Origin of the sequence: Eggerthella sp., from assembly GCF_048329335.1 — a bacterium.
Lineage (GTDB): Bacteria > Actinomycetota > Coriobacteriia > Coriobacteriales > Eggerthellaceae > Eggerthella > Eggerthella lenta.
Genome location: NZ_DBFEGU010000154.1, coordinates 1 through 22,780, shown reverse-complemented (window position 1 = coordinate 22,780; position 22,780 = coordinate 1). Strand labels below are relative to the sequence as shown.

The window sequence follows — 22,780 nt, the reverse complement described above, 5'->3', positions numbered from 1 at the left end:
GCGCACAGATGTTTCACGTGAAACATCTGTGCGCGGGCGGGAGCGAAGGGACGCGCGGGCGGGAGCGGGACGCGAGGCGCGGGGAGCATAGACGCGCACATGGGGCGCGAAACGCGGGGAGCGGGCGGATCCGAAGATGTTTCACGTGAAACATCTGTGCGCGTTGGTTAGAAAGCAACCGTCGACCTTCCATAACGTTCCCCCTGCATGGAGCGGCGCTTCGGCCGGCTTCCAAAAGCCGTTTAGCGCCTGCCGCAGGGTGGATGATTGCGACATTTTCGATCAGGGTGTCGCCGTGCGCGAGCGGGGATGATAGACTAGGCGAATCCCCAGGACGCACGAAAGGAATCGCATGTCTCTTCCCGCAGCCGACTTGAGCAAACAACCGGACAACCGCACCACCATGGAGCTGGGCGCGGTGCTTCCCTTGACCGCCGAGGTGAAGGACGACCACCTGTATGTGGGCGGCGTCGATATGGTGGAGCTGGCGCGCGAGCAGGGCACGGCGCTGTACGTCATGGACGAGGCGGACATGCGCACGCGCATGGAAACCTACCTCGCGGCGTTCCGCAGCCGCTATCAGAACTCCGATGTCGTGTACGCCAGCAAGGCGTTCCTCAACAAGGAGGCCGCGCGCATCGTAGCCGACGAGGGGCTGTGCCTCGACGTGTCAGGCGGCGGCGAGCTGGCCATCGCGTTGGCCGCGGGCTTCCCGACCGAGCGCATCTTCATGCACGGCAACAATAAAACGCCGCGCGAGCTGCGCGAAGCCATCCAGGCGGGCGTTGGCCGCATCATCATCGACAGCCGCATCGAGCTCAAGCGCATCTCCGAGATCGCGGGCGAGCTGGGCGTCGTGCAGCCTATTTACATGCGCATCACGCCGGGTGTCGAGGCCGACACCCATCAGTACATCCGCACGGGTTGCGAGGACTCGAAGTTCGGCTTCACCATGCGCGACGACTTCGCCTACGGGTGCGTGAAGGACGTGCTGGCGGCCCCGAACGTGAGGCTGGCGGGTCTGCACTGCCACATCGGCTCGCAGATATTCGCGCTGCATTCCTACCCTGAGGCCGTCGAGGTCATGGTGGAGCTTATGGCGCGCATCGAGGAAGGGTACGGCTATCGTATAGAGGAGCTGGACGTGGGCGGCGGCCTGGGCATCGCCTACACGGCCGACGACAAGCCGGCTTCCATCGACGAGTTCGCCGAAACGGTCACGTCGGCGGTGCACGCGGCGTGCGAGAAGTTCGGCGTGCCCGAGCCGCGCCTGCTCACCGAGCCGGGCCGCAGCCTGGTGGCCACGGCGGGCGTGACGCTGTACACGGTGGGCATTCTGAAAACGCTGCCGGGCATCCGCAAGTACGTGGCGGTGGACGGCGGCATGTCCGACAACATCCGCACGGCGCTGTACCACGCCGATTACGAGCCGGTCATCGCGAACAAGGCGGGTCAGCCGCGCACCGAGATCGTCACCATCGCGGGCAAGCACTGCGAAAGCGGCGACGCCGTGGTCATCGACATGCCGATGCAGCACCCCGACCTGGGCGACATCGTCGCCGTCTTCGGCACGGGCGCGTACTGCTACACTATGGCCAGCAACTACAACGGCCAGCCGCGGCCGGCCATCGTGTTCGTGAAGGACGGCCAGGCCCGCGTGACCACGCGACGCGAAACGTACGAAGACCTGATGAGCCGAGACATTTAGGAAAAGGGAGCGCAGCATGACGGTAAAACTGGGACTGGTGGGCACGGGCACGGTCGGCGGCGGGTGCATCGACATCCTGAAGAACCACCGCGAGGATTTCAAGCGCCACTACGGCATCGACGTGGAGCTCGTGCGCGTGTGCTCGCGCAACCCCGAGCAGGCTATCGCGCACGGCGTGGAGGACATCTTCACGCAGGATTACCAGGACATCCTGAACGATCCGGACATCGACATCGTGGTGGAGCTGATCGGCGGCACCACCGTGGCGCGCGACATCGTGGTGGGCGCTCTCAAGGCGGGCAAGAACGTGGTCACGGCCAACAAGGCGCTCATGGCAACGTACGGCGAAGAGGTCATGGGCGCGGCCGACGAGGCCGGCAAGGAGATCGCGTTCGAAGCCAGCGTGGGCGGCGGCATCCCCATCATCGACCCGATGAAGCACTCGCTCATCGCCAACGAGATCAGCTCGGTCATGGGTATCGTGAACGGCACGACGAACTACATGCTCACGCGTATGGTGGAGGACGGGCTCAGCTACGACGCCGCGCTCAAGGAGGCACAGGAGAAGGGCTTCGCGGAGGCCGACCCCACCGCCGACGTGGACGGGTTCGACGCCGCCGCGAAAATCGCCATCCTCGCGTCCATCGCGTTCAACTCGCGCGTGACCATCGACGACGTGCACACCGAGGGCATCCGCAACGTCACCACGATGGACTTGGACGCAGCGCGCGACATGGGCTACTGCGTGAAGCTGCTGGCGCTGGCGCACCGCACCGACGAGGGCGTGGACGTGCGCGTGCATCCCACGATGCTGCCGCTGTCGCACCAGCTGGCCACCGTTGACGGCGTGTACAACGCCATCTACGTCACAGGCGACGCCGTGGGCGAGACGATGTTCTTCGGCGAGGGCGCGGGCGCGGGCCCGGCCGCCAGCGCCGTGATGGGCGACGTGGTGGAAGTGGCGCGCCATGTCACGCTGGGCGTGGGGCCGCTGGTGGGCTGCACCTGCACCGACGAGCTTCCCATCGTGCCGATGGACGACCTCAAGACGAAGTACTACATCCGCTTCAAGGTGGCCGACCGCTCAGGCGTGCTGGCCGCGATGGCCGGCGTGTTCGCCAAGCACAACGTCAGCGTGTACTCGGTGGTGCAGCGCGGCAAGAAGGAAAGCGGCCAGGTGGATCTCGTGTACGTCACCCACACCGCGCGCGAGAAGAGCGTGCGCGACGTGCTGGCCGAGATCGCCGAGCTCGACGACGTGCTGCGCGATGAGCCCAGCGTCATCCGCGTGGAGGAGTGATCCTGCGCGCACATCGACGCCCCTCGAACGGCCTCGCCTCGTGCGGGGCCGTTCGTTTTACACTACCCCCTTAGCAGCGACCTGGGCTTCCTCTATAATCATGCCTTATCAGAGGGCATATTGGCACATCGGGGACAGAGAGGGGCGCTCGTGCAATTCGCAGTAGATTCGCTCCTCGACGGACTGTCCGAGCTCGTGTACATCAGCGACCCCGACACCTATCAGCTGCTGTTCGTCAACAAGGCCGGCAAAGAGGCTTACGGCCAGGACATCGCCGACGGAACGCACCTGTGCTACGCCGCGCTGCAGAACCGCACGTCCCCCTGCCCGTTCTGCACGAACAACCGCCCGAGCGGCGGCGCGTTCCTCGAATGGGAGCACACGAGCCCCATCACGAAGCATCACTACCTGTTGCGCGACAAGCTGATCGACTGGAACGGCAAGCAAGCGCGCCTCGAGATCGCGTTCGACATAACCGATCACGACCGCGAGAAGGAATCGTTCAAGTTCCTCGCAAGCGCGAACGGTTTGAACGTCGAATGCATCCGGGTTCTGGAGAACGACGATCTCGATGCGGCGCTCAACGCGGTGTTGGGCATGGTGGGCGAGTTCTTGCAGGCCGATCGCACCTACATCTTCAACATCGTGAGCCATCGCATGTGGAACGCCTACGAGTGGTGCGCGCAGGGCGTGTCTCCCGAGATCCAGAACCTGTCCGATTTGCCGTTGTCGCTGATCGATCACTGGATCGAGCGGTTCACCCGCGGGGAAGCGGTCATCATCAACTCGGTGGACGACCTGCAGGACGGCGAGCGCGCCGACGAGTACGAGGCGCTGTCCGTCCAGGGCATCCAGTCGCTCGTGGTCGTTCCGCTCGAAGTGGACGGCAGGCTCGTAGGCTATATGGGAGCAGACGATCCGAAGAAAGGCCGCCTGGAAATCATTGAGAAGCCGCTGGTCAGCCTGGCGTCGTTCATCTCCGCCAGCATGAAGCGCGCGATGGCGGAGCGCCAGGTTGACGAGCTGACCTGGAAAGACGGATTGACCGGTGCGTACTCGCGCAGCGCGTTCCATCGCGATTACGACTGCGGGACGTTCGAGAGCATCGGGTTCGTGCTGGTGGATGCCGACCGTCTTGCGGTGGTGAACCGGGAGCGCAGCCGCGACGAGGGCGACGAGGTCCTGCGGCGCATCTGCTCTTCCATGCGCGAGGTGTTCGGCGAGGGCGTGTACCGCATCGGCGACGACGAGTTCTGCGCGGTGGCCCTGCCGCTTGAATACGAGGAGTTCGACCGCATGACGCGCAGCCTGACGGCCCGCTTCGCCGAGGCCGGGCTGCCCGCTTCGGTGGGGCTTGCCTGGAGCGAGCGCTGCGAAGACGCGACCGTGCTGCTGAACACGGCGGGCGACCGCATGCGCCGCGTCAAGATCGGGCGGCATCGGGCAACCGATCTGGGCATCGACTTGGCGCAGGACGGAGCGGTGAACGACCTCATCCGCCCCGGCGGCGCGCGGGACGCGGTGGAGGCCGGGCTGCTCGACATCTTCCTCATGCCTCAGGTGGCAACGCAAACCGGTGCGCTGGTAGGGGCCGAAGCGCTCATCCGCTACCTCGACCCCGAGCGGGGGATCGAGGTGCAGCCGGCATCCTTCGTTCCCGCGTTGGAGGACATGGGCGAGATCGCCGATGTGGACTTCTTCGCCCTGACGCGCGCGTGCGAGACGGTTGCGCGCTGGCAGCGCGAAGGCCGTGCGGCAGTGCCCATCGCGGTGAACTTCTCGCGCATGACGGTGGGGGAAGAGGGATTTGTCGATCGGGTGGCGGAAACGGTCGCGCGCTTCGGCGTGGACCCGTCGCTCATCGAGATCGAAGTGACCGAGTCGGCGCGCGGGCGCGGAGGCGACCTGCTGCGCTGCGTGGCGGACGATCTGCGGGGCCGCGGTTTCAGCGTGGCCGTCGACGACTTCGGGGTGGACAACGCGAACGTGTCGCTGTTCGTGCAGCTGGAATTCGACGTGCTGAAGATGGACCGGTCGTTGATCTGGGGCATCGATGCCACGGATCGCACCATGCGCGTGGTGAGCGGCCTCGCGTCTTTGTGCGACGACCTGAGCATCGAGTCGGTGGCCGAAGGCATCGAGACCGAGCAGCAACTGGAGGCGCTGAAGACGACGGGATGCACGAGGGCGCAGGGGTATCTCATCGGGAGGCCGTCCGCTATCGACGAGTTCGAGCGGCGGTTCATGGCGTAAGGACGCGATGCGCCGCGAATGCGGAGCGCCTTTTCCTGTGGGCGCTTTATGGCAGCAACATGTCAGTTCGATGACATCGGCTCGTCTTGGTCGAAAAATAATCTTACTTTAATACTATATTTCTTCAGAGATCGAAAGCGGCCGTGCGACGGTCGGCGTCGTGCGCGGAAGCGCGTTTGCGCTGCGTGCGGCCAGGCAGGCATGAAGGAGAAGAGGTTCGCGTGAAGGGTTTTCTGGAGCGGTTGCAGTGGAAGCTGTCGGGCATGATGCAGGGGCGCCGCGGCGCCGACACATTCTCCAACTTCTTGGTGGTTGCGGGTATCGTGCTACTGTTCGCCTCGCTGATTCCTGGGCTTGACCTGCTGTCTTGGGTGGCGCTGATCGTGCTGGCGTATTCGCTGTTCCGCAGCTACTCGAAGAACATCGCCGCCCGCGACCGCGAGAACGCGACGTTCGAGCGCATCGTGGAGAAGCCGCGCAAGCAGCTGTCGCTGATGCGCAAGAAGTGGACGAACCGCAAGACCACGCGCTACTTCAAGTGCAAGGGTTGCGGCCAGGTGCTGTCGGTGCCGCGCGGCAAGGGCACGCTGCGCGTGGTGTGCCCGAAGTGCAAGACCGAGACGAAGCAGAAGTCGTAAAGGTCCGCCGTGGATATCGCAGCTTTCAAGCGCGAGCTGTTCGCCATCACCTACGACTTGCAGAAGATACTGCACGATACGATGACGCCGATCTGCCAGGAGCACGGCCTGACGTTGCAGCAGATGCACGTGCTGGTGGAGCTGATGCGCACGCCGGGTTTGACCGCGGGCCAGCTGAGCGACCGCGCCGGCATCCTGCGCACGAACTTCTCGCCCGTGTGCCGCAAGCTGGAGAATCGAGGGCTCATCGAGCGCCAGCGCAGCCAGACCGACCGCCGGTCGCTGCGGCTGCATGTCACCGACGAAGGCCGCGCGCTGTTGGCCAGCGTCGACGGCGAGGTGCAGCGTCGTTACGGCAGGGCGTTCTCGGCCGAGCCGCAAGAGACGTTCGATGCGATCCTCGAAGGTTTCCAGGCGCTCAGCGCCTTTTCGGGAAAGCTGGTGCGCTGAGGATGTTCGGATACGTGGTGCCCCGTTTGGAGGGCTTGGACGAAGCCGAGCGCGAACGCTACCATCGAGCGTACTGCGGGTTGTGTCGCGCGATCGGCGAGCGATGCGGGCAGCACTGTCGCTTGGCGCTGACGTACGACCTGGTGTTTTTGGCGCTGTTGCTGGGCTCGCTGTACGAGCCGGAGGAGCGCGAGGGCGAGGGACGCTGCGCGCCCCATCCGGTGAAGGCGCACGGGTTCGTGCGTTCGGCATGTATCGACTATGCGGCCGACGTGACGGTGGCGCTTGCGTACTACAAGGGCCTCGACGACTGGAACGACGATCGCAGCGTGCGGGCTCGGGCGTTTGCGGGCATGCTGGCCGGATCCTACCGTGCCATCCGCGAAAGGAACCCTCGCATCTGCGAGGCCGTCGAGACGGGCATGGCCGACATCGGAGCCATCGAGGCCGCTGCGCGCGAAGCGGGCGCCGCTCCGGGCGGCGAGGTGCCCGCTCCCGATGCGGCGGCCAACCGCTTCGGCGTGCTGATGGGCGAGCTGTTCGTGTACCGTCCCGACGATTACTGGGCGGACGACCTGCGGACGGTGGGCGCCCGTCTGGGCAAGTTCGTGTACGTGATGGACGCCGTGATGGACTACGAGGACGACCGGGCATCGGGCAGCTATAACCCGCTGGTTGCTATGGATATGAGCGCGGAGGATATGCGCGAGGATCTGCACCTGCTGGCGGCGGGCGTGGCCGAGGCGTTCGAGCGCTTGCCGCTGGAGCGCGACCTGCGCCTGCTGCGCAGCGTGGTGTACGCGGGCGTGTGGCAGAAGTACTACGCGTTGGAAAACGATAAGGAGAAGCGCCGTGGTTGAGAATCCCTACGACGTGCTGGGCGTGAGCCGTGATGCGTCCGCCGACGAGGTGAAGAAGGCGTACCGCAAGAAGGCTCGCGAGAACCATCCCGATCTGAACCCGAACGATCCTGCGGCGGCGGATCGCATGAACAAGATCAACGAGGCGTACGACCGCATCGTCAACCCCGAGAAGTACGCGGCGCGCGACCGTCGCGCCGGGGCGGCATCCGGGCCGCAGGGTAGCGCGGGCTACGGAGGCGGCGCGGGATACGGCGGAGCAGGCGGCGGAGCAGGCCAGGGGCAGGGCGCGGGCGGTTCGGGTTACGGGACCGAGGGGCCGTACGGCTGGTCGGGCGGCTTCGGGTTCGACTTCGACGACCTGTTCGGCTTTGGCGGCGCAGGTTACGGCAGCCGCGAGCCCATCCATCCCGAGGCGGCCGCGGGCGACAACGTACAGATGCGCAACGCCATCGACGCCATCAACGCCGGGCGCGGTCAGCAGGCGTTGGACATCCTGAACACGGTGACCAGCGACGGCCGCTCGGCCCGCTGGTACTACCTCAGCGCGCTGGCCAACGACGCGGCGGGCAACACGCTGATGGCGCTCGAGCAGATCAGGCGCGCGGTGCGCATGGATCCGAACAACCCGGACTACCAGCGCGCGCAGCGGCAGTTCCAGCAGACTGGCCAAACCTACCAGCAGGAAAGCCAATCGCAAGGCTTCAGCATGGGCATCGACCCCAGCATCCTCTGCTGCGGCATCTGGTGCCTGGGCCCCTCGTTGTGCCGGCTGTGCGGGATGCCGTTTTAGGTTCCGGCGGCCTGCCGGCCGTCGGAACCGCTCGACGCTGCGGCTTCCCATGGTGCCCGATCTCGCGGCGAGTCCGAGGGCTTGCGTACCGAAGTACGCCACGCCCTCGCCCTCCCCACGATCTCGGGCACCACGGAAACCCTCGCTGACGCTACGAACTACCGGTGATTCGAGTTTTCGCACTTGCACCTATGCAATCTCAACCCGAAAGGACGCACTCATGGCAACGATCGGCATCGACTTAGGAACGACGAACAGCTGCGCGGCTACGGTGGAGGGCGGCCGGCCCGTTATCGTGCCGAACGCGGAAGGGGAGCGCACCACGCCCAGCGTGATCGCGTTTTCGAAGGAAGGCGAGCGCCTGGTGGGAACCATCGCGTGCCGCCAGGCGGCGGTGAACCCCGACCGCACCATCGAGTCGGTCAAGCGCCGCATGGGCAGCGATTGGCGCGCCAACATCGACGGCAAGCCCTACTCGCCGCAGGAGCTGTCGGCCATGATCCTGCGCAAACTGCGCCGCGATGCCGAGGCGTTTCTTGGCCAGGATGTCACGCAGGCGGTTATCACGGTGCCCGCGTACTTCGACGATGCGCAGCGCCAGGCCACGAAGGACGCCGGGCGCATTGCAGGCCTCGACGTGCTGCGCATCATCAACGAGCCCACGGCTGCAGCTCTCGCCTACGGCTTGGACAACGGCACGCCGCAGAAGGTGATGGTGTACGACCTGGGCGGCGGCACGTTCGACGTGTCGGTCATCGAGATCGGCGACGACGTCATTGAGGTGCTGGCCACGTCGGGCGACAACCATCTGGGCGGCGACGACTTCGACGAGCGCGTGGCTGCGCACCTGCTGGACGCCTTCAAGCGCGAGCATGGGGTTGACCTGCGGGGCAACCAGGCGGCCATGCAGCGCGTCACCGAGGCGGCCCGCGAGGCGAAGAAGGAGCTTTCGTCGCTCGATACCGCGCATGTCAACCTCCCGTTCTTGGCGCAGGGCCCGTCGGGCCCGCTGCACCTCGAGGCCACGCTCACGCGCGCCGCGTTCAACGACATGACGCGCGATCTGGTGGAGCGCACGTCGGGTCCCGTGCAGACCGCGCTCAACGACGCCGGCATCGCCGCGTCCGAGCTGGGCTGCGTGCTGCTGGTGGGCGGCTCCACGCGCATTCCGGCCGTTCAGGACCATGTGCGCAAGCTCACGGGCAAGGAGCCGTCCGCGTCCATCAACCCCGACGAGTGCGTAGCCATGGGCGCCGCTATCCAGGGTGCCACGCTGTCCGGCACGTCGACGGGCCTGGTGAAGGCCGATAACAGCATCCTGCTTTTAGACGTGACGCCGCTCAGCCTGTCCATCGAGACGGTGGGCGGCGTGGCGACGCGCCTCGTGGAGCGCAACACCACGCTGCCGGTGCACTACTCGCAGGTGTTCAGCACCGCCGCCGCGTTCCAGACCAGCGTGGAGATCCACGTGCTGCAGGGCGAGCGCCCCATGGCGAAGGACAACAAGTCCATCGGCATGTTCAAGCTGAAGGGCATCAAGCGCGCGCCGGCCGGCGTGCCGCAGATCGAGGTGACGTTCGACATCGACGCGAACGGCATCCTCACCGTGTCGGCGAAGGATCTGGACACGGGCAAGGCGCAGTCCATCACCATCGACGACTCCGGCCGCATGTCCGACGACGACATCGAGCGCGCCATTCGCGATGCCGAGCAGTACGCCGCGCAGGACAGCGAGCGACGCGAGGCCATGCTGGCGCGCGAGGAGGCGCAGGGTCTGCTGAACGAGGTGGACCGGGCGCTCGGCCAGGTTGGAAAGCAGTTGGAGAAAGACGAGAAGAAGCAGGTCAAGGCCGACGCCGAAACGCTGCGCAAGGCGCTGTCGAAGCGCCCCGCCGGTTTCGGCAAGAAGGCGCGCGAGGCCGAGGCGGCGTCGGTTGACAACGTGTCCGACATCAAGGCGGCCGCCGAGCGCTTGAGGACATCGAGCGCCCATGTGCGCGAGCTGCTGGGGAAGCAAGGGTAGGGGGCGCGGGATCTGACATGTCGACGGCGGCGGGCGAGATGCTCGCCGCCTTGGGCGCAAAACGGCGCCCATGACAATGTTTCCCATGGAGAACTCGGAGTCAGGGCGCCTCGAGAAGCTTGCGAGCTGGGCATATGCCGATCCGCTTCTCGACGATCCGGCGCAAGGGGGCTGAAAGGCCGCCCAAAATTGTCATGGGTTGCATTTTGCGCCCACGTCCCGGCGGTCGGCGCTTTCTAGTATCATGGTTCGCAGCGGGCGCGCGGCTGCGCGGTGAAAGAGAAGGAAGGGACCCCTCATGGAGCAGTACAAGCAAGAGTTCATCGAGTTCATGGTTGAAAGCGAAGTGCTCAAGTTCGGCGAGTTCACGCTGAAAAGCGGCAGGAAGTCCCCCTTCTTCATGAATGCGGGCGCCTACGTGACGGGCGAGCAGCTGCACCGCTTGGGCTTGTATTACGCGCGCGCCATCCATGATACTTTTGGGCTGGACTTCGACGTGGTGTTCGGGCCGGCGTACAAGGGCATTCCGCTGTCGGTGATCACGGTCATCGGCTTGCAGGAGCTGTACGGCAAGGAAGCGCGCTACTGCTCCAACCGCAAGGAAGTCAAAGACCACGGCGCCGATGCGGGCAACCTGCTGGGAAGCGAGCTGCACGACGGCGACCGCGTGATCATGGTGGAGGACGTCACCACGTCCGGCAAGTCCATAGATGAGACGTATCCCGTGCTCAAGGGCGCGGCCGATGTGGACGTCAAGGGCCTCATTGTGTCGCTCAACCGCATGGAAGTGGGCAAAGGCGGCGTAGTGACTGCGCAGCAGGAAGTGCAGGAGAAGTACGGTTTCCCCGTCGCGTCCATCGTGAGCATGGCCGAGGTGACCGAATGCCTGTACAACCGCGAAGTGCAGGGGCGCGTGGTCATTGACGACGACGTGAAGGCGGCGCTGGATGCCTACTACGAGCAGTACGGCGTGAAGTAAGGCTGAGCCGACCCCCTGGTTTCTTCAGCTGTTCCCGTCCAAGCGAATGCGAAGGCCCGATCGACGCCATCATGCGCGTCGATCGGGCCTTTCAGGAGGGGAGGGGATTTTGGGGGTCGGCTACTTCGCCAGGTTCTTCGCGATCATGCGGCCGAACGTGACGGTGCGGCCGCAGGCGTTGCCGGTCGAGAGGTTCGGATACGTCATGGAGTAGTATCCGCCCGAGTCGTTGCCGGTCACGTACAGACCCTCGATCACGCTGCCGTCTGCGCGCAGCGCCTGGCCTTGGGTGTTGATGTTGATCCCGTCCATGGTGCACAACAGCATGCCGGTGTTGCGGATGCCGTAGAACGGCGGGTTTCGCACGGGTGAGAGACGGAACGGCTCTTTCCCGAAATCGGGGTCGACCTGATTATCGTAGTTCTCGTTATTGCGCTCCACCGTGGCGATGAGCGCGTCGGCGGGCAACCCGAGCTTCCCGGCCAGCTCTTCCAAGGTGTCGGCTTTTTGGATGTAGCCCTTGGCCGCCAGCTCTTCGTTCATGCCCATAACCGCCTGGATGGGGATGTTCGGCGCGGCGCCGTTGTCGAAGGGGAAGAGGCGCGAGCATCCGTGCATGTCGAATTGCTCGGCGTAGGTGGCGAAATCGGCATCCCAGAGCGTGACGTGGATGGAACCCGGCTGCTGGGCGTCGGAGTGCAGCACGAAGTCGTACGTGCCGGATTCGTTGCAGAAGCGCTCGCCGTTCAGGTTCACCTTGAGCCAGGGCTGGCTTCCCATCCAGAAGAGCGTGCCTACGCCGCAATCGGCTCCGCCAAGCGAGTCGGCCGGCAGGCCGCCGCGATCGAACAGCATGCTGGAATGCGTATCGTCCATCTTCGCACCCGCCCACAGGCAGGCCTTGATGCCGTCGCCTTCGCAACCCGGCTGCGCGGAGTTGAACCCATACAGGCTGGTGGTATGCGGCTGCAGCGCCTTCTGCATGTCGACGTTGATGCCGTAGCCGCCGGTGGATACCAGCACGCCCTTGCTGGCGTTGACCTGGATGTATCCGTTCTCGCCTTTGCCGATGGCGCCGACCACCTTGTCGCCTTCCACAACCAACTTGACCATGGGCGTGTTGTAGCGGAACGTCACATGGCCGGTCTTCTCGGCGTAATCGGACAGCACGGTGAATCCGTTAAGCGAGCCATCTTCCGGCCAGGCGGGCGAATGACCGGTTGCCCAGTGCTTGTAGTTCGTCTCGTGCTTTTCTTCGGCGGCTTCATGCCAGAGCTTCACGCCGTACTGGTCGAGCACGGTCTCGTACCAGTCGATGGTTTCGCCCGATTTTTCGTACCACGTCTTATGAAGGTTGAGATTGCATTGGCCTGCGGCGTAGTGGTTCATGTCGAGCAGGTACTCCTGCAGATCCATCGTGTATCCGCTTTCCTGCTGAAGGCGAGAGTTCACGCCTCCGACGTCGTCGCGCACGACGCCGCCGTTGTACTTCTCCAGAACGAACGTCTCGATGCCCTCTTCTCCGGCTGCGCATGCGGCGAACAGGCCGCCTGTGCCAGCGCCGACGATCAGGAATTCGGTGTCGATGGTTTCGACGATGTCGCTTTCCTGAACGGTCGGCTCCGAGCCCAGCCAATCGGACGATGTGCTGCCCGTTTCAGCGTTCGCTTCTTCGGCGCCCTTGTTCTCCTTCGGCGCGCATCCGGCCAGTCCCAAAACGGCTCCGGTGCTTGCCAAGGCTGTTCCTGCGAGGAAGCTTCGACGAGATATGCCCTGTGCATGTTTGGTGCTCATAGGTCCCTCCCTTGTTCGCGAGTTGTGCAGGCGGTGCTCCGCGCTGCGGCGGTTCGAGGGTGCATCCTAGGGTCGCCGTGGGCAAACTTCATCACCCTCAGTGGGTAATTTTTGGGTAACCCCAGGTAGAAAGCTTCTTACGCCGGTTAACCAGATGGAGTGTTTCGGCTACAATACGGGCATGTTGAGATCACGGGAGCAGAACGGCGAGGGGGTCGCGCCGCCGAAGGCGGGCTTGTTCTCGTTTGCGCAGGGCCTTGCGTTGGCGTTGCTGACGTTGAGCAGTTGGTCGCTGAACGTGCATCTGTTTCCTCTGTACGACACGCAGCTTTCCTTCATTCGAGAGCTGTGTACGTTAGCGAACGGCGCCGCGCTGGTGGCTGTCGCCGTCGTGTCGGTGCGTCGTCCGCGTGCGTTGCGCAGGCAGGTGCTCATGGGCATTGCGATCTTCGGAGCTGCGGGAGGGTCGCTGCTCGTGTGGGCGGGTGATCGGCTGGGATCGATGGGCGTCATGCTGGCAGGCGCCTGCCTGGTATCCGTTGCCGAGGGTGCGTGCGCGATCCTGGTGGGCATAGCCCTGTGCTCTGTTCCGACGAAGCTCGCGTCCATCTGCATCGTGACGGGATTGCTGGCATGCGCCGGCGCGAAACAGGCGATTGCGGTGGGCTATTCGGAGTTTGCGCTTGCCGTCCATGCAGCCCTCTTGCTAGGAGCTGCGTTGTTGGCGAATCCGACTGCTTCGGAAACAATGGCACGGCTTTCTCGCGACGAATCGCCGCACGATATGGCCATCACGCAGCCTTCGTCGTTCTTGCCGTTCGGCCATCAACTATTCGTCTGCCTCCTTCTGTTCAGCGCGGTCCAGGGCTTCATGCTCACGTTCGGAGAAACCGGGGGCATTCCTGCCACGTCGATCTGGAGCCTCGCGATTTTGGCGGTGGTCCTTGTTGTCGCATGCCTTGCTCCCCGCCGGTTGACGACCGATGCGCTTTTGAAGCTGGCCGCGCTGCTTGCGATCGCGGGGCTTCTGCTCGTTCCCGCTTCGGACTTGATTCGGTTCTCCATCTCGAACGGTTTGATCAGCTGCGGGATCGCTGCGTTCGACGTGTTCCAGTGGATCGTGCTCACGGCGTTGGCCCGGCGCAACATGCATGGTGCCGTTTCGGTTTTCGCTTGGGGCTCCGCGATGCATGCCATTGGCGTCATCCTAGGAGCCAATGCCGGCCGTTTCGTGAACCACTATTGGACGAGCGATGTGCAGGTGGTGGTTCTGGCGGTGGCTGGTATCGTGTTTTGCCTTGTCGTTGCCATGTCGGTTTTTCTGCAGCACTTCAGTTTCGAGAAAACCATCAACGGCGTGCGCGAGAGCGTTCCGCCTGTTTTGGTCGACAGCGCAGATGAAGACGATGCTTCCGAGGAGAGGGCTCTGACCGTTGACGAGCGGTGCGAGGTCCTCTCGCAGCAGAAGGGGCTCACGAAGCGAGAGACCGAGGTGCTGCACTTGCTGGCGCGCGGTAGGACGGGCGTGTTCATCCAGCACGAGCTATGCGTGTCGTACAACACCATCAAAGCGCACGTGAAGCATATCTACCAGAAGCTGGACGTCCATACCCATCAGGAGCTGATCGATCTGGTGGAGGATCTTGGGTAGCTGTCTCGCACTCGGATGCGTTAACTCTGGGCAAAATCAAGACCCTGGTCAAACTCGGATGCGAAGTTTCTGATACTCTTTCGTGGAACAAGAAGACGATTCGCCGGGCGCCGGTTTAGCGGCGTTCGGCATGCCTTGAGGGGGTATCGTATGGACGCATTCCGCATCGGCGTGATCTTCGATTGCGACGGGACGCTGATCGACTCGATGATGGTGTGGCGCGAGACGGAAGCCGGTTTGGCGCGGCGTGCGAACGTGACGTTGACGGCGGCCGAAATCGATGCGCTCACCGCGATGACCATTCCCGAGTGCGGCGCGTTCTTCCACGAGCGCTTCGGCTTGGGTTCGTCGGGTGACGAGGTGGTCGCCATGATGGACGAGCTCATGTTGGAGTTCTACCGCGAGCGCGCTCTGGCGCGGCCGGGAGCACTCGAGTTCGTGCAGGCGTTGGCCGAGCGCGGGGTGCGCATGAGTGTGGCGTCGTCCAGCCCGCAGCCGTACTTGCAGGCCGGGCTTGAGCGCTGCGGGTTCGCGCCGTACCTCGACGCCATCGTGTCGGTTGACGACGTGGGCGCCTCGAAGCGCGAGCCCGCTGTGTACGATCACGCTCGCGAGGCGATGGGCACGCCGCTTGCCGCCACCTGGGGCGTCGAGGACTCGGTGTACGCCGTGCGCACGCTGAAAGCCGCGAACTACCGCACGCTCGGCATCTACGACTGCGATATCTCGGGCACGTGCGAGCAGCTGGCAGCCGAGGCCGAGCGGTTCATCACGACCTTCGAGGATTTGGACGTCGACACGTTCCTCGGTTGGAACTAAAAGAGGCGAGGGGTGCTTCGACTTGAAGCGCCCCCCGTTTTGTTCCCGCTAGATCTGCTTCTCGATCCAGGCGACAAGCTCGTCGTAACTCATAGTACCGTTCGCGACGGCGATGACGGTGTCGAAGAAGTCCTGCGTACGAGGCTTGAACTTTACTCCGTTACCGTGTAGGAAGGCGATGATGAGAGCCGTTCCCGTTCGCTTGTTTCCGTCGTCGAAGGGGTGGTTCTTGATGACCCCGTAGCCGTATCGAGCCGCTTTCTCATGCACGGAAGGATAAAGATCTTGTCCTCCGAAAGAGGCGAAAGGCTGAGCTAGAGCCGAATCAAGAAGCCCTTCGTCGCGAACTCCTGGCATTCCTCCGTTACGTTTCAGTTGGTCTTCATGAATGGCGAGCACGATATGCTTGGGTATGGGAGAAGGATCGCGCCCGCTCATTTCGACAGAGCCTCAAACAAATCGCGGTACTCGTCCGCAGCTTCCAAGTATGCATCTAAATACATGGTTCCATTCTCGCCGTCCGAGGCATTGTCGTCGATGGGAACGATTTTTACATAGGGTTTGCTTCCCTTGATGACCGTTACCTCGATATTGTCCTCATACACGCGCTTTGCAATGGTCGGAAATTGCGCGCGGGCTTCCGATGCCTTGACTGTGAGGGGCATGGCGATTCCTCCTTTCGGTTTTCTCCGGTTGCTATCTATGCCGATATTATAGCATAAAAAACAGCTGAAAAAAGAGCATAATTGAGGATCAAATGAAAGAGGAAGTTCTCTTATCGCCAAGGGTCTTCCTGGAAGGTCGGCTCGGGGGTTGGCGGGCGGTCGCTGAACGGGTCGTAGCCGTCGTCGTCTTCCTGGGCGGGGCGCAGGAACGGGTCGGATGACGCTTCGGACTTCGAAGCCGCGCTCTTAGTCGGCTGCGCGCCTGCGACCGGCGTCACCACCGGTCGCAGGATGTAGCGCGGTTTGCGCCGGGAGTCACTCATGGACGCTGTCCTCTTCGGTGCCTACTTTCGCCAAATCGTAGGGCGTGGTCTGGTACACATAATAGTTCAACCAGTTCGTATACAACAGCTGCGCGTGCGCGCGCCAGGTGACGCGAGGGGCTTGCGTCGGATCGTCGTTCGGGAAGTAGTGGCGAGGCAGCGGCATGTCCAGGCCTTTCGCGATATCGCGCTCGTACTCGGCCATGAGCGTGTCGGCGTCGTACTCGGGGTGGCCGAACACGAAGAAATGCCGGCTGTCGGTGCTCTTCGCGATGTAGACGCCGGCCTCGTCGGAGACGGCGATCAGCTCGAGGTCGGGGTGCGCCTCGATGTCGGCAGCGTGCACCTCGGTGTAACGCGAGTGCGGCGCTCGGAACGAGTCGTTGAACCCGCGCACCAGCGGCGACGACGGCTTCACCACTTCGTGGTCGAACACGCCGAACAGCTTGTTCTCCAGCTCGTACTTGGGGATGCCGTAATGGTGGTAGATGCCGGCCTGCGCGCCCCAGCAGATGTGGAAGGTGGAGTGCACGTTCGTGGCGGACCAGTCCATGATGCGCGCGAGCTCGTCCCAATAATCCACGTCCTCAAAGTCGAGCAGCTCAACCGGCGCTCCGGTGATGATCATGCCGTCGAAGCGCTGGTCCTTGATCTCGTCGAAGGTGGTGTAGAACGTGTCGAGGTGCTGCTCGGACACGTTCTTCGCCTCGTGGCTGGCCGTTTGCAGCAGGCTCACCTCGATTTGCAGCGGGGTGTTCGACAGTTTGCGCATGATCTGCGTCTCGGTGACGATCTTCGTGGGCATGAGGTTGAGCAGCAGCACCTTCAGCGGGCGAATGTCCTGGTGCATGGCGCGGTACTCGGTCATCACGAAGATATTCTCGCCCTCGAGCACCTCGGTCGCGGGCAGGGAGTCGGGGATTCTGATGGGCATGGGAAACCTCGCATTTCGTAGATCGTCGCGGTATCGCGCGGGCACGCTGGTGCCGGTCGTAACGGTCTGTATCATGATACCTTCTAATCAGATGACCGGTTTATCTGAATTATCGATAACATGCTATCGGAAGATAGAACTACCGTCGCGTAAACCATGATGGCATAATGAGCCGGATCGCAAGAGCGCAATCCGCAATCCCGCAACAAGGAGCATCCATGAGCGAATCCATCAGCACCACCTGCGTACAGGGCGGCTACCGTCCCGGCGACGGCGAGCCGCGCCAGATTCCCATCTACCAGTCCACCACCTGGAAGTACGACACGAGCGAGCACATGGGCCGCCTGTTCGACCTCGAGGAGGCCGGGTACTTCTACACGCGTCTGGCGAACCCCACGAACGACTTCGTGGCGGCCAAAATCGCCGAGCTCGAGGGCGGCACGGCGGCCATGCTCACGTCGTCGGGCCAGGCTGCGAACTTCTTCGCCGTGTTCAACATCGCCGGCGCGGGCGATCATGTCGTAGCCAGCTCGGCCATCTACGGCGGCACGTACAACCTGCTGGCCGTGACCATGAAGCGCATGGGCCTGGAATGCACGTTCGTTTCGCCCGACTGCACCGACGAGGAGCTGGAGGCCGCGTTCCGGCCGAACACGAAGGCCGTGTTCGGCGAGACCATCGCGAATCCGGCGCTGGCGGTGCTCGACATCGAGCGCTTCGCCGCCGCCGCGCACGCGCACGGGGTGCCGCTGATCGTGGACAACACGTTCCCCACGCCGGTGAACTGCCGTCCCATCGAGTGGGGCGCCGACATCGTGACGCACTCCACCACGAAGTACATGGACGGCCATGGCGCCAGCGTGGGCGGGGCCATCGTGGACTCCGGGAAGTTCGATTGGACGGCGCATGCCGACAAGTTCCCCGGCCTGTGCGAGCCCGACGAGAGCTACCACGGAGTGACGTACACCGAGCGCTTCGGCTTGGGCGGCGCGTTCATCACGAAGGCGACGGCCCAGCTCATGCGCGACTTCGGCGCCATCCAGTCGCCGCAGAACGCCTACCTCGTCAACCTGGGGCTGGAAAGCCTGCACCTGCGCATGGCGCAGCACAGCAAGAACGGCCTGGCGTTGGCGCAGCATCTGGCCGCGCATCCGAAGATCGCCTGGGTGCGCTACCCCGGCTTGCCGGGCGACGACCAATACGAGCTGGCGCAGAAGTACCTGCCGAACGGCGCCAGCGGCGTGGTGAGCTTCGGCGTGGCCGGCGGGCGCGCCGCGGCCGAGACGTTCATGGCGAACCTCAAGCTGGCGCAGATAGCCACGCACGTGGCCGATGCGCGCACCTGCGTGCTGCATCCGGCCAACGCGACGCATCGCCAGATGAACGACGCGGAGCTTGCGGCCGCGGGCATCACGCCCGACCTCATCCGGCTGTCGTGCGGCATCGAGGCCACCGAGGACCTCGTCGCCGACATAGACCAGGCGCTGGCGGCCGTGTAGCGAAGCATGGTAAACTGACCCGCAGAGAAGCCCCAGCGGAAAAGCCGGTTTGGAATTCGGTCGCGGAGGTGCCCCATGGAACGCAAGAAGCTTTTCGTGCGCGTTGGCATAGGCGTGGCGGGAGCGTTGCTGCTGGTCGGCATCTTCGCGGTTGCGAATGCCGTGGGCGATTCAAACGCCATGCGACGAGGCATCGACGAAGGGTTCGAGCTGAGAGGCACCTATCAGGGGGATCCCGGCCGGGACGGCATCGGCACCATCGCATTTCAGACGCTCGACGGCGAGCCCTCGTGGGAAGCGTCGAAGGCTCCGGGCGCGCATGTCAAAGGCGCGTTCAAGGAAACCGTCGATCCGAACATCTACGTGCTGGAAGACGAGAGCGGCAACGGGGTCGGCTGGGTCCATCTTGCGTACTCCGATGCCCAGGGGGCGGGAGCGCTGTACGTCCGCTACGGCGCGGGCGACCTGGTGGAGATGCGCAAGGTGGATAGGGTGCCCGGTTATATGCGCTACGATAACGAACGAAATACCTGACCAAATGCGGTTCGCTCTCGCGGCCGCGGACATTCGAGCCCGCTCGCTTCCCAGCGCGCGGGCTTTTCGCTTTTCCACGAAACGCAAGCCCTTTCACGTCCGGTGGTAAATAGTTTCTAGTCGCGTCTCGATGCCTTGAAGTGCATGCGCCGCATCTGCGAACATGCACGTGAGGGCCGGGAGGGGTGCTCATGATGAAGAAGCTCATAATGGACGATTTCTCGCTGTTGGGCAACGCTTTGGCGCTGGCTGCGAAGAAGGCGCCGACGCTCGAGTCGTTGGCGGCCGAGCTCAACGTGCGTCAGGAGGACCTGTCGCTGTGTTGGTTCGCGCTCAACAACCTGCGCCGATGCCAAGGCCGCGTGCTGCCCGTCCCCTTCGAGGCGGTTGCGGAGGGGCCGGCCGACGTTCGATCCGTTTCGGGCAACTGGTACGCCCCCACTTGGCGTTTGAACAAGCTGCTTGAAGAGTTCCAAGTTAACGAGGGATTGGCCGTGCATTACGGGAGCATTTTGAGCCATCCCGAGGGTGGTCACTTCGAGTTGAACCTTGCGGCCGACGAAGTGGTGCGCGCGGTTCGTCTGGAGAACGCCGAGCTCGACGCGGTGAGGCTCAGGCGCGTGTGCGTGCAGGCGCGCGAGCCCGCCAACGGCATCGAGCTGCTGGTATCGAATGCCGGCAAGATACTGATAAGCATCGAGGACTACCGGGAGGGGCCGTTCACCGTAGCGTTCATCGAGCGTCTGCACGAACGGCTCGTCGAAGGCATTTCCATCAAGGAGGTGCGCGAGATCGAGGGCTGTGGCGAGAGCGCGGCGGATGAGCTGCGCGCGAAGGCGCTGGAGTCGTTCTGCGCTCACGTGTGCGCGCCCGACGGTGGCCATACTTTAGTGGATGCTTTGATAGCGCTTTGCTATTTCAAGGCGTTCCACCTGTTCTCTGCCGGGAACGGTGTTCTTGCCTATTTGCTGTACTTCATCGTGCTGCATCGTGCCGGCTATCATTTCTCGGCGCATGTTCCCGTCGTCAAGCTATTGTTCCCGCTTGATGACGACGATCGCGTCTGCGATTCGCCCCTTGTGCCCGAAGAGCTGGTGGTGCCGTGCGATGGCTTCTGCGATTGGACGCTCTTCTTCGAGCGGGCGGTGCAGATGCTCGTCGAGGGGCAGCGATGGTTCATGACCAAACTGGACGGCATGGCGCGCCGTCGAGAACGTTTTCGCATCATCATCGATTCCGACGAGAGCATGAACTTCCGTCAGAAGGAGGTGCTGCTGGAGGCCGTGTTACACAGCAATGCGGAATTCACCTACGGCATCCACGCGCAGCGTTACGACGTGTCGTATCCGTGTGCGCGCAGCGATTTCGCCCGTCTGCTCGATCAGGGTTTCCTTTGCCAGCACGATGACGGGATCCGCCATTTCTTCGTGGCCTCGGACGAGTTCGAGGATGTGTTCGCAACCTATGTGAGGGAGCGCTGCGCCGAAGCCCTTCACCGATACTACCGTGAGGACGGGGCGCTGCGCGACGAATGCAAAAGCCCGGACGACATTGCTGCTGAGTATAACCGGGGCGTGGGATTCTATGAAAAGTCCCTGCTGGACAAGACCTATATCGAGCATTACGACTTCCGGCGCACGCCTATCGCCGACTGTGACGGTCCGCGGAGGCGTCGCCGCTCGAACGACGAGTGACGGAGGGCGAAGGGGAAGGAGGATTTCGGAAGGGCACGGCCGATTCCATTGTCAAAGGAGGGTCAATGAAACGCATCATGAGCGGGCAATCGTGCTCGCACGGTCCAAGCAAGACGAAAGTACTGGTTGTGCTGCTGGCGATTGCGCTAGTGGCTTCGTTCGCAGCATGGGGCTGCAGCCCGAAGGCCGCGAACGACGACGCGAAAGCGCCTGAGAAAAAGGCGGAAAGCGCCGCAAGCGAGAAGGCCGGCGACGGCGTGGACGAGTTGGCGGCGTACAGCGGGTTCCCCACGGAAGGCCGCTTCATCGACAACGTGGCCGCGCTCCCCGGCTTCTACAAGAACACCGAGAAGAACGAGGCCAACGCGAAGGCGAAGGCGCCGCGTCGCTATACCGACCGCAACGGCAACCTCGTGCAACCGGTCCCTGCCGATGAGCTGGGATGGAACAATACGTACCTCGATGCCGACAAACGCGGGTGCACATCGTGCCACACGTTGGAGAACGCGCTGATGAGCCTGCCTACGTACCATCGCCTGATCTTCTTCGGGTATCCCACCGAGCAGGGCTATCAGAACTGCATCGCGTGCCACTCCGACTCGTATTCGGGGCATAAGCTGGCCGATGCCATTCACACGCTGCATATGAACAGCACGATGTTCCTGAACGACGACGACGGCAACTGCCAGTCGTGCCACTACATCAACCCCGACACCGGCGTGTTCGATCGCTGGGACGAGGTCAAGTACGACCTGTACAAGGGCATCACCGACGTGAAGGCCGACGAGCTGAAGGCTTCGGTCTCCTACGATCAGACCACGGTCACGCCGGCTGAAAACCGCATCTTCAAGACCGTGAAAGACGAGCCCAGCCAGTGGTTGACCGACGATTCCAAGCAGGATAAGTCCATCTACGAGAACTGGGTCATCTCCATCGACGGCGATTGCGAGAACCCCGTCGAGATGACGCTTCCCGAGATGGAGCAGCAGTTCGGCACCGTGAAGCAGGTCATGAAGATGGACTGCACCATCAACGGCGTGGGCCAGGCCACCATCATGCAGAGCGAGGTGGAGGGCATTCCGCTGAAGGCCATCATCGACTACGCGAAGCCGAAATCGGGCGCCAACGTGGTGAGCCCCATCGGCAGCGACGGGTACGACTACGCGAAGATGGGCATCGACTGGCTGCTTGAGAACGACGCGGTCATCGTCACGAAGATGGACGGCGAGCTGCTGCCCAACTCGCAGGGCTATCCCTGCATGATCTGGGTGAACAAGACGTCCGGCGGCAACTTCACGAAGCGCATCTCCAACCTCACGTTCATGACGGTGCCCGACGACAAGATCGACGCCGAGCTGTACGTGGGCCAGTTCACCGACGACCGCACGGGCGAGATCTACTCCAAGCCCAACAGCGGCGTGCTGAACTATCCCACCGGCATCGTGCTGTCCGGCGAGGAGGCGAAGACCGTGCATCTGGAGGGTTTCGCCGACGCATGGGACGAGCCCATCAAGAAGATGGAATTCTCCTTCGATCACGGCGAGACGTGGACCGTGGTGGACACGCCCGACAACAACGCCGACAACTGGACGTACTGGCGCATGGACTTCACGCCGCCCGCGGCCGGCGCCTACCTGTTGGACATCCGCACGACCAGCATCACGCCCGACGGCGCCGATCGCGTCTGCCAGTACGACACCCAGTTCATGTTCACGGTAGAGTAGGGGGTACGATAATGAAAACAACGACGCAACGCGGTCGTGCCACGATCTCTGCCCTCGCGGGGTTCACCATGGTCGCCTCCATGGCGGCCGCGCCGGCGGTGGCGCTGGCCGGCGAACCCGCTGCCGACGAGCCCGTGGC

General features: G+C 63.5%; 20 protein-coding genes. 15 read left to right on the top strand and 5 right to left on the bottom strand.

Going from position 1 to position 22,780, the window contains the following annotated elements; genetic code table 11:
• Positions 1–352 precede the first annotated feature (352 nt).
• From lysA to pyrE, 9 genes are all read left to right on the top strand, one after another.
• The gene (gene lysA / locus ACMO6A_RS05080; protein WP_009305862.1) at positions 353–1,708 is read left to right on the top strand and encodes a diaminopimelate decarboxylase; all 1,356 of its coding nucleotides are present in this window, start codon (positions 353–355) and stop codon (positions 1,706–1,708) included.
• A gap of 16 nt (positions 1,709–1,724) precedes the next feature.
• Positions 1,725–3,008, top strand: a complete 1,284-nt coding sequence (locus ACMO6A_RS05075; RefSeq protein WP_009305863.1) for a homoserine dehydrogenase — start codon at positions 1,725–1,727, stop codon at positions 3,006–3,008.
• A 150-nt stretch (positions 3,009–3,158) separates the two neighbouring features.
• Positions 3,159–5,261, top strand: coding sequence for a sensor domain-containing phosphodiesterase (locus tag ACMO6A_RS05070; RefSeq protein ID WP_009305864.1), 2,103 nt, complete (start codon positions 3,159–3,161; stop codon positions 5,259–5,261).
• 221 nt (positions 5,262–5,482) lie between these two features.
• Positions 5,483–5,899, top strand: a complete 417-nt coding sequence (locus ACMO6A_RS05065) for a hypothetical protein (protein WP_009305865.1) — start codon at positions 5,483–5,485, stop codon at positions 5,897–5,899.
• A 9-nt stretch (positions 5,900–5,908) separates the two neighbouring features.
• Positions 5,909–6,349: a MarR family winged helix-turn-helix transcriptional regulator gene (locus ACMO6A_RS05060; protein ID WP_009305866.1), complete on the top strand. Its 441-nt coding sequence runs from the start codon at positions 5,909–5,911 to the stop codon at positions 6,347–6,349.
• Between the two features lie 14 nt (positions 6,350–6,363).
• On the top strand, positions 6,364–7,209 hold the full coding sequence (locus tag ACMO6A_RS05055) for a DUF5685 family protein (RefSeq protein ID WP_231566061.1): 846 nt from the start codon (positions 6,364–6,366) through the stop codon (positions 7,207–7,209).
• Positions 7,202–8,002 carry a J domain-containing protein gene (locus ACMO6A_RS05050; RefSeq protein ID WP_227110383.1) on the top strand — a complete coding sequence of 267 codons (801 nt, stop codon included), beginning with the start codon at positions 7,202–7,204 and terminating at the stop codon, positions 8,000–8,002. Before ACMO6A_RS05055 ends, ACMO6A_RS05050 begins: the two co-directional genes overlap by 8 nt.
• Positions 8,003–8,222: 220 nt before the next feature.
• A complete protein-coding gene (gene dnaK / locus ACMO6A_RS05045; RefSeq protein WP_227110385.1) occupies positions 8,223–10,025 on the top strand; it encodes a molecular chaperone DnaK in 1,803 nt (600 codons plus the stop codon).
• A 298-nt stretch (positions 10,026–10,323) separates the two neighbouring features.
• The gene (gene pyrE, locus ACMO6A_RS05040) at positions 10,324–11,004 is read left to right on the top strand and encodes an orotate phosphoribosyltransferase (protein ID WP_009305870.1); all 681 of its coding nucleotides are present in this window, start codon (positions 10,324–10,326) and stop codon (positions 11,002–11,004) included.
• 120 nt (positions 11,005–11,124) lie between these two features.
• Here pyrE and ACMO6A_RS05035 read toward each other — a convergent pair whose 3' ends face one another.
• Positions 11,125–12,798: an FAD-binding protein gene (locus tag ACMO6A_RS05035; RefSeq protein WP_009305871.1), complete on the bottom strand. Its 1,674-nt coding sequence runs from the start codon at positions 12,796–12,798 to the stop codon at positions 11,125–11,127.
• 181 nt (positions 12,799–12,979) lie between these two features.
• Between ACMO6A_RS05035 and ACMO6A_RS05030 the strand changes: the two genes are divergently transcribed.
• Together ACMO6A_RS05030 and ACMO6A_RS05025 are read left to right on the top strand one after the other, a co-directional pair.
• On the top strand, positions 12,980–14,449 hold the full coding sequence (locus ACMO6A_RS05030; protein WP_226844248.1) for a helix-turn-helix transcriptional regulator: 1,470 nt from the start codon (positions 12,980–12,982) through the stop codon (positions 14,447–14,449).
• A 150-nt stretch (positions 14,450–14,599) separates the two neighbouring features.
• Positions 14,600–15,268 carry an HAD family hydrolase gene (locus ACMO6A_RS05025; RefSeq protein WP_009305873.1) on the top strand — a complete coding sequence of 223 codons (669 nt, stop codon included), beginning with the start codon at positions 14,600–14,602 and terminating at the stop codon, positions 15,266–15,268.
• Positions 15,269–15,316: 48 nt separating this feature from the next.
• Here ACMO6A_RS05025 and ACMO6A_RS05020 read toward each other — a convergent pair whose 3' ends face one another.
• From ACMO6A_RS05020 to metA, 4 genes are all read right to left on the bottom strand, one after another.
• On the bottom strand, positions 15,317–15,706 hold the full coding sequence (locus ACMO6A_RS05020) for a type II toxin-antitoxin system death-on-curing family toxin (RefSeq protein WP_009305874.1): 390 nt from the start codon (positions 15,704–15,706) through the stop codon (positions 15,317–15,319).
• A complete protein-coding gene (locus ACMO6A_RS05015; protein WP_009305875.1) occupies positions 15,703–15,933 on the bottom strand; it encodes a prevent-host-death protein in 231 nt (76 codons plus the stop codon). Before ACMO6A_RS05015 ends, ACMO6A_RS05020 begins: the two co-directional genes overlap by 4 nt.
• 110 nt (positions 15,934–16,043) lie before the next feature.
• Positions 16,044–16,256 carry a hypothetical protein gene (locus ACMO6A_RS05010; RefSeq protein ID WP_418470851.1) on the bottom strand — a complete coding sequence of 71 codons (213 nt, stop codon included), beginning with the start codon at positions 16,254–16,256 and terminating at the stop codon, positions 16,044–16,046.
• Positions 16,249–17,190, bottom strand: coding sequence for a homoserine O-acetyltransferase MetA (gene metA / locus ACMO6A_RS05005; protein ID WP_015759907.1), 942 nt, complete (start codon positions 17,188–17,190; stop codon positions 16,249–16,251). Before metA ends, ACMO6A_RS05010 begins: the two co-directional genes overlap by 8 nt.
• Before the next feature lie 218 nt (positions 17,191–17,408).
• On the opposite strand from metA, the gene ACMO6A_RS05000 reads away from it, so the two are divergent.
• The 4 genes from ACMO6A_RS05000 (at position 17,409) to ACMO6A_RS04985 (ending at position 22,641) form a co-directional block, all read left to right on the top strand.
• Positions 17,409–18,689: an O-acetylhomoserine aminocarboxypropyltransferase/cysteine synthase family protein gene (locus ACMO6A_RS05000; protein WP_015759908.1), complete on the top strand. Its 1,281-nt coding sequence runs from the start codon at positions 17,409–17,411 to the stop codon at positions 18,687–18,689.
• Positions 18,690–18,764: 75 nt separating this feature from the next.
• The gene (locus tag ACMO6A_RS04995; protein ID WP_009305879.1) at positions 18,765–19,223 is read left to right on the top strand and encodes a hypothetical protein; all 459 of its coding nucleotides are present in this window, start codon (positions 18,765–18,767) and stop codon (positions 19,221–19,223) included.
• A 191-nt stretch (positions 19,224–19,414) separates the two neighbouring features.
• Positions 19,415–20,917, top strand: a complete 1,503-nt coding sequence (locus ACMO6A_RS04990) for a Fic family protein (protein ID WP_086415012.1) — start codon at positions 19,415–19,417, stop codon at positions 20,915–20,917.
• 65 nt (positions 20,918–20,982) lie between these two features.
• The gene (locus ACMO6A_RS04985) at positions 20,983–22,641 is read left to right on the top strand and encodes a molybdopterin-dependent oxidoreductase (protein WP_009608157.1); all 1,659 of its coding nucleotides are present in this window, start codon (positions 20,983–20,985) and stop codon (positions 22,639–22,641) included.
• Positions 22,642–22,780 lie beyond the last annotated feature (139 nt).

Coding starts and splice junctions, on each gene's coding strand:
- ACMO6A_RS04985 (WP_009608157.1), top strand. CDS start 20,983: ATGAAACGCATCATGAGCGGGCAATCGTGCTCGCACGGTCCAAGCAAG.
- ACMO6A_RS04995 (WP_009305879.1), top strand. CDS start 18,765: ATGGAACGCAAGAAGCTTTTCGTGCGCGTTGGCATAGGCGTGGCGGGA.
- ACMO6A_RS05025 (WP_009305873.1), top strand. CDS start 14,600: ATGGACGCATTCCGCATCGGCGTGATCTTCGATTGCGACGGGACGCTG.
- ACMO6A_RS05030 (WP_226844248.1), top strand. CDS start 12,980: ATGTTGAGATCACGGGAGCAGAACGGCGAGGGGGTCGCGCCGCCGAAG.
- ACMO6A_RS05075 (WP_009305863.1), top strand. CDS start 1,725: ATGACGGTAAAACTGGGACTGGTGGGCACGGGCACGGTCGGCGGCGGG.
- metA (WP_015759907.1), bottom strand. CDS start 17,190: ATGCCCATCAGAATCCCCGACTCCCTGCCCGCGACCGAGGTGCTCGAG.
- ACMO6A_RS05015 (WP_009305875.1), bottom strand. CDS start 15,933: ATGCCCCTCACAGTCAAGGCATCGGAAGCCCGCGCGCAATTTCCGACC.
- ACMO6A_RS05035 (WP_009305871.1), bottom strand. CDS start 12,798: ATGAGCACCAAACATGCACAGGGCATATCTCGTCGAAGCTTCCTCGCA.
- pyrE (WP_009305870.1), top strand. CDS start 10,324: ATGGAGCAGTACAAGCAAGAGTTCATCGAGTTCATGGTTGAAAGCGAA.
- dnaK (WP_227110385.1), top strand. CDS start 8,223: ATGGCAACGATCGGCATCGACTTAGGAACGACGAACAGCTGCGCGGCT.
- ACMO6A_RS05020 (WP_009305874.1), bottom strand. CDS start 15,706: ATGAGCGGGCGCGATCCTTCTCCCATACCCAAGCATATCGTGCTCGCC.
- ACMO6A_RS04990 (WP_086415012.1), top strand. CDS start 19,415: ATGATGAAGAAGCTCATAATGGACGATTTCTCGCTGTTGGGCAACGCT.
- lysA (WP_009305862.1), top strand. CDS start 353: ATGTCTCTTCCCGCAGCCGACTTGAGCAAACAACCGGACAACCGCACC.
- ACMO6A_RS05000 (WP_015759908.1), top strand. CDS start 17,409: ATGAGCGAATCCATCAGCACCACCTGCGTACAGGGCGGCTACCGTCCC.
- ACMO6A_RS05010 (WP_418470851.1), bottom strand. CDS start 16,256: ATGAGTGACTCCCGGCGCAAACCGCGCTACATCCTGCGACCGGTGGTG.